Source organism: Gilliamella sp. Choc4-2 (assembly GCF_001690355.1).
Taxonomy (GTDB): domain Bacteria; phylum Pseudomonadota; class Gammaproteobacteria; order Enterobacterales; family Orbaceae; genus Gilliamella; species Gilliamella apicola_A.
This window is the reverse complement of the sequence record NZ_LZHG01000054.1, coordinates 68,272-74,540: the sequence shown is the minus strand read 5'-3', so window position 1 is coordinate 74,540 and position 6,269 is coordinate 68,272. Positions and strand designations below refer to the sequence as shown.

Annotated in this window: 5 protein-coding genes and 2 pseudogenes; 6 read left to right on the top strand and 1 reads right to left on the bottom strand. The window is 33.7% G+C overall.

Annotated elements, in window-relative coordinates:
* From A9G34_RS07335 to A9G34_RS11150, 6 genes and pseudogenes are all read left to right on the top strand, one after another.
* Positions 1 to 1,020: hemagglutinin repeat-containing protein (locus A9G34_RS07335; protein ID WP_141670375.1), on the top strand; the 1,020-nt coding region annotated here is incomplete at its 5' end.
* Between the two features lie 406 nt (positions 1,021 to 1,426).
* Positions 1,427 to 2,350 (top strand): annotated as a pseudogene (gene ftsY / locus A9G34_RS07330) (signal recognition particle-docking protein FtsY); the annotation flags it as partial.
* Positions 2,351 to 2,359: 9 nt separating this feature from the next.
* Positions 2,360 to 3,013, top strand: a complete 654-nt coding sequence (gene ftsE / locus A9G34_RS07325; RefSeq protein WP_034947903.1) for a cell division ATP-binding protein FtsE — start codon at positions 2,360 to 2,362, stop codon at positions 3,011 to 3,013.
* 5 nt (positions 3,014 to 3,018) lie between these two features.
* Positions 3,019 to 3,984 carry a permease-like cell division protein FtsX gene (gene ftsX, locus A9G34_RS07320; RefSeq protein WP_034947901.1) on the top strand — a complete coding sequence of 322 codons (966 nt, stop codon included), beginning with the start codon at positions 3,019 to 3,021 and terminating at the stop codon, positions 3,982 to 3,984.
* A 229-nt stretch (positions 3,985 to 4,213) separates the two neighbouring features.
* Complete coding sequence (rpoH, locus tag A9G34_RS07315) at positions 4,214 to 5,056, top strand: RNA polymerase sigma factor RpoH (RefSeq protein WP_442902687.1); 843 nt, start codon at positions 4,214 to 4,216, stop codon at positions 5,054 to 5,056.
* Positions 5,057 to 5,507: 451 nt separating this feature from the next.
* Positions 5,508 to 5,597 (top strand): annotated as a pseudogene (locus A9G34_RS11150) (helix-turn-helix domain-containing protein); the annotation flags it as partial.
* A 4-nt stretch (positions 5,598 to 5,601) separates the two neighbouring features.
* On the opposite strand, the gene A9G34_RS07310 reads toward A9G34_RS11150, so the two are convergent.
* Positions 5,602 to 6,225, bottom strand: coding sequence for an aspartate/glutamate racemase family protein (locus A9G34_RS07310; protein WP_065569327.1), 624 nt, complete (start codon positions 6,223 to 6,225; stop codon positions 5,602 to 5,604).
* Positions 6,226 to 6,269 lie beyond the last annotated feature (44 nt).

Here is a 6,269-nt window from a genome sequence, read left to right as displayed (position 1 = left end):
GCCATTATTCCAAGTAAAGACACCCTTAATATACAAAACAGTTATCAATCCAAATCCTCAGGGATTGGAATATCAATAAGTAACCCGTTGATAGACAGTGTACGTAATATTCATGACATTTTTCAGTCTCATGGTAGTAAGGTCGATAAACACAAAAAATTATTTGAAAGTGAACTCCCGGCTTTTGGGGCAGACATAGCTAACCCAACCCAGCTACCTATTACGCTTAATCATTCAAGCAGTAAACAAAAATCCAGCCTCTACGGTGAATATCAAAATGGCAGCAGCTTAACCGCTGCGGGTAACATTCAACTGCATGCCACTAAAAGTCAAGCTCGTGATGCTCAAGGCAATTTAACGCATGGCGATGTAATGATAAGTGGTGCGCAGTTAGCCGCCGGTGAAAATATCATTATTGAAGCCAATCGTGATGTCAATATTACCACCTCAACCGATAAGCAAAACGAGCACAATAAATCCAGCAGTAAACAGACCAATATCACCTTAGGGGTACCTACTGCTGGCTCAAGTATTCGCTTTATTAATGGCAGCCCAAATCATGGAGTGGGCATGTTACCGTATGGTGACCAACGTAACGGTGAACAACATCATGCCGATGCCACAGCGCAAAATCCGTCTTCATTAACGGCGAATAATATTTACATTAACAGTAAAGAAGGTCATGTTAATATCACCAGTAGCCAAATTGCTGCGGAAAAAGACATCAACATTAAAGCCAATAAAGGCAATATTACCGTCAATACAAGTAAAGATGCGTCTCGTATTGAAGAAAAAGGCTATCATAAACAAGTCGGTGAACTCGGTGGTGACGGCTACAGTGGTACTGTGGGCTGGCAAGAATCCCGCTATAAAAATTTGGAAAACAAGTCCACCCAAAGTAATATTCGCAGTGAGATTACCAGTGCTAAGGGTAATGTCAATTTGTGGGCCGGTGAGGATATTCGTCTGTCTGGTACCGATATTACCGCCGATAAATCGGTGAACTTAACGAGAAATTGAATACCATTGGCGTGGCTCAATACATCCATAACCATTCCATTGCCATTGAATCTCATATTTATTTAGCCATAACCACATTGTAAATCAATAATGTCAATGACCATATTGTCACCGAGATACAAAAAACCAATGAACTACCTGAAATTTAGGAATATTTTCAAGAACAAAACGGTAAACATTAACCAATTCAACAATCATCCACAAGCAGCCATTACCCCAAATGGAGAGCTTCAATATCTTGCAAATTATAAGCAAATCTAGTTTAAAACGCTTTTATTTTCTAAGATCATCAGATAGGTGAATAATATTTATTTCTGTATGCTGAATAAATTGGGCTTTATATTAAAATAAGATAAAATGAGCTTTATAGTAATCATAGGAAAAATTATTTATGGTTGAACAAAAAAAAGAGGGATTTTTCTCTCGTTTAAAAAAAGGACTTTTTAAAACAAAGCAAAATATTGGTTCGGGCTTCCTTAGTTTATTTAGGGGAAAAAAAATTGATGATGCCTTATTTGAAGAACTTGAAGAAAAATTACTTATAGCTGATGTTGGTTTTGATACAACACAGAAGATTATTGATACTTTAACGAAACATGCTTCAAGAAATGAACTAAAAGATGCAGATGTATTACACGCACTTCTAAAACAAGAAATGAAATCTATTTTAGAGAGTGTAGATAAATCACTTAATATAGAAACTCATAAACCATTTGTAATATTAATGGTTGGTGTTAATGGCGTTGGTAAAACAACTACAATTGGTAAATTAGCCCATCAATTTCAACAACAAGGTAAATCCGTTATGCTTGCGGCTGGTGATACATTCCGTGCTGCTGCTGTTGAGCAACTACAGGTTTGGGGCGAACGCAATCATATTCCTGTAATTGCACAGCATACTAATGCTGATTCAGCTTCTGTTATTTTTGATGCCATACAAGCGGCAAAAGCCAAGAAAATCGATGTATTAATAGCCGATACGGCAGGAAGATTACAAAACAAATCACATTTAATGGATGAATTAAAAAAAATTGTTCGTGTTATTAAAAAACAAGATGAAACGGCACCACATGAAATTATGTTAACTATCGATGCTGGTACTGGTCAAAATGCAATTAGCCAAACTAAATTATTTAACGAGGCTGTTGGTGTAACAGGAATGACATTAACGAAATTAGATGGTACAGCTAAAGGTGGGATTATTTTTAGTATTGCCGATCAGTTCAATATTCCTATTCGATATATCGGTGTCGGCGAAAAAATCGACGATTTAAGACCTTTTGTCACTGATGATTTTATTAACGCACTATTTGATGAAACTGATGAATAGAGACAAGTTATGATTCAATTTCAACATGTTAGCAAAGTTTATTCTGGTGGAAAACCTGCATTGCAAAACATAAACTTTACATTAGCATCAGGTGAAATGGCATTTTTAACTGGGCATTCTGGTGCAGGTAAAAGCACCTTAATGAGGCTTATTTGTGGTCTAGAAAGAGCCAATGATGGTAAAGTATTGCTGAATAACATTGATATTTCAACGTTACGAAAGCAAGATATGCCCTTTTTACGTCGAAAAATAGGTATGATTTTTCAAGATCACCAACTTCTTATGGATCACACTGTCTATGACAATGTTGCTATTCCATTAATTATTTTAGGTAAACCAATAGAAGAAATTCGCCGACGAGTCTCAGCTGCGCTTGATAAAGTTGGATTAATTGGCAAAATGAAATTTTATCCTATTCAGTTATCTGGTGGTGAGCAGCAACGAGTTGGTATAGCTCGTGCCATTGTTAATCGCCCTACTGTATTACTTGCTGATGAACCGACGGGTAATTTAGATGACAAACTTTCTAAAGATATTTTAAAATTGTTTGAAGAATTTAATCATGCAGGTGTTACGGTATTAATGGCAACTCATAATTTAGGGCTTATTCGTCGTAAACATCACCGCATATTACACTTAAATCAAGGACGTTTAAAGGAATAACATTGATGATAAATGCTAATGCTAAATCAGCTAAATCAAAAGTAAAAAATAGCTTTTTGGGTCGCTGGAAGAGGCAAATTGGATATGCTTGGTATAATGTTTTTAATGATTTAAGGTTGAATATATTTGCCTCATTGTTGACTACGTTAGTTATTGCGATTTCAATCACCTTACCTACTATTGGCTATCTATTATGGAAAAATGCTAATCAAGCTGCACATCAGTGGTATCCAACTCCAAATTTGACCGCATATCTAAATAAATCATTGACTTTAGAGCAAACTACAATATTACTTAACAAGCTTAGAGCCTATCCAGAAGTCGATAAAATAAATTATCTATCAAAAGAAGAAGCTAAAGAAGAGTTCATTACATGGTCTGGATTTAGCAGCGCTTTAGAACTATTAGAAGAAAACCCATTACCCGCAGTTGTAATTATCATTCCTAAAGAGGAAGTTAAAAAGACCATAGAGCTACATAAATTGCAAACTGAATTACTTCATATTGATGGTATTGATGATATTAAATTAGATGATAGTTGGTTCACTCGATTAACTGCACTGACAAATATGGTTAAATCCGTTGCTATTACTATTTCGATATTTATGATCATAGCGGTATCACTAGTTATTGGCAACAGTATACGCTTAAATATATATGCCCGAAAACAAACAATAATAGTTATGCAATTAATAGGCGCTACAGCAGGTTTCATTTTACGCCCTTTCCTGTATAGTGGTGTTTTTATTGGGTTGATGGGCGCTTTAGTTTCAATAGCATTATCGCAACTATTTATTTTTCATATAGAATCTATTATATTGAACTTTTCCGATGAGTTTGGAACAAAATTTGCTATTGAAGGCTTATCATGGGAAGAAGGTGTACTAATTGTATTGTTAACCATAATTATTGGATGGTTTTCATCATTTATTGCAACTAAGAAATATTTAAAATTTCAGAAAATAGATTAGATATACTATTTTCAACTGTTCAAAATAAAAACCATTTTTAGAACTATATGTAGTTAGACTTTTTATGAAAATTTTATTAATTTTAACTATCAAATGTGAACTTAATCACATGTTAAATGTCTAACCATATAAGATAAAATTATTAAAAGTTTTAGATTGTTGTACATAGATGATTGATACAACAAATTAGTTTAATCAAAGGGGGTATTAAATGAGTACTGATTTAAAAATGCATGTAGGTGCTTTAATCCCACAAGGAAACATTGAGTCATATCTTCGTATGATTAATACTTATCCGATGCTAACCGTTGAAGAAGAAAAATCATTAGGTGAAAGACTCTATTATAATGATGATGTTGATGCTGCAAGACAATTAATTTTGTCTCATTTACGTTTTGTTGCACACATTGCTAGAGGCTATTCTGGCTATGGTCTACCACAAGCAGACTTAATACAAGAAGGTAATATTGGCTTAATGAAAGCTGTGCGCCGTTTTAATCCAGAAATGGGAGTTCGCCTTGTATCATTTGCGGTACACTGGATAAAAGCTGAAATTCATGAGTATGTATTAAAAAATTGGCGTATTGTTAAAGTAGCGACAACTAAAGCTCAAAGAAAATTATTCTTTAACTTAAGAAAAAACAAACAACGTTTAGGTTGGTTTAGTAATGCTGAAGTGGATATGGTGGCTAATGAGTTAGGTGTAAGCCGTAAAGATGTACTTGAAATGGAATCACGCATGTCAGCGCAAGACATGTCGTTTGATATTGATAGTGATGACGATGATAACTCAATTGTTGCACCGGCGTTATACTTAGAAGATAGTAACTCTGATTTTTCAAAATCAATTGAAAATGACAACTGGGAAAATGATGCAACAGATAAACTACATGACGCACTATCACAATTAGACGAACGCAGCCAAGATATTATTAAGGCACGTTGGTTAGATTCTGATAATAGCAAATCAACATTGCAAGTATTAGCTGATAAATACAGTGTTTCAGCAGAGCGTATTCGCCAACTTGAAAAAAATGCAATGAAAAAGTTAAGAGTTGCTATTGAAGCATAATTTTTTATTAATATTAAATTTCCTAAGCCTTACTTTTAAAAAAGTGAGGTTTTTTTATAATCTAAATAAATTAAACAGGTGAATTTGTGTGTTAGTTTTATAGAGGATTTAACATGTTAAAAAATTCACAGCAGGTATTTAGTCTCTTTTTATCTTTTTCCTTGTAATAAAAACGACAAAAAGAATGCTATAACCATATCTACTGGTTCAATCGAATATGATAAATATCTACCGCTAATAAATAAATTACAAGCACAATCCAAAGTTTCAACTGATTCTGAAAAAATTTAGAGCTATTATCGAGATCTTCAAAGAACGGCTACGAGAAGCACCTAGAGTCGACCAAAAGAAAATGCAACTTAGCTTATATAGCTTTACGAGCTGCAACTCGTTAATTCATCAAATATATTACTTAAGAATTGATTTAATAGGATCTTAATGTGCCAATTATAAAAATTTTAAATTAGCAACACTCAAGGCAATCTGCAAACATCTAGATTGCCAACCGGGTGATATACTAGAATATACGAATGAAGAATAACTTATTAACTTATTGCAAGTAATGCTGCCTCTTGCGCGTGAATTAAGGCTGTGTCAAAAAAAGGTATATTACGATCGGATTGAGAGATTAATAACCCAATTTCCGTACAGTCTAAAATAACACCTTCTGCGCCATTTTTAACGAGTTTATCAATAATATTAAGACAGGCTTGCTTAGAATCAGGCTGAATAATACCTTTGCAAAGTTCATTATAAATGATCTCATTAATAATATTTCTGTCTTGAGATTCTGGAATAAGCACATTTAAATTTTTATCGATCAGTTTAGATTTATAAAAGTCCTGCTCCATTGTATATTTAGTACCTAACAAAGCGACCGATTTAATATTTTGTGCTAGTAAATGTTTAGCTGTCACATCGGCAATATGAATAATTGGAATATTAATTGCTTTTTGGATTTGATCTGCAACGTTATGCATAGTATTGGTACAAATAACAAGAAAATCTGCACCAGCTAATTCAACTCTTTTAGCCGCATCAATTAAAATTTCTGCGCTTTTGTTCCACTCATTATTGGTTTGGCAACTTTCAATCGCTTGAAAATCAACGCTATATAAAATTATCTTTGCTGAATGCAGGCCACCTAATGATTTGGCAATAGTTTTCATTTTTCATATATCTATATAAAATTTATTTATTTTTTGTTAACTCG

What these genes read in the sequence shown, in the direction of transcription:
- ftsE (WP_034947903.1), top strand. Translation starts at nt 2,360, where the DNA reads ATGATTCAATTTCAACATGTTAGCAAAGTTTATTCTGGTGGAAAACCT.
- rpoH (WP_442902687.1), top strand. Translation starts at nt 4,214, where the DNA reads ATGCATGTAGGTGCTTTAATCCCACAAGGAAACATTGAGTCATATCTT.
- ftsX (WP_034947901.1), top strand. Translation starts at nt 3,019, where the DNA reads ATGATAAATGCTAATGCTAAATCAGCTAAATCAAAAGTAAAAAATAGC.
- A9G34_RS07310 (WP_065569327.1), bottom strand. Translation starts at nt 6,225, where the DNA reads ATGAAAACTATTGCCAAATCATTAGGTGGCCTGCATTCAGCAAAGATA.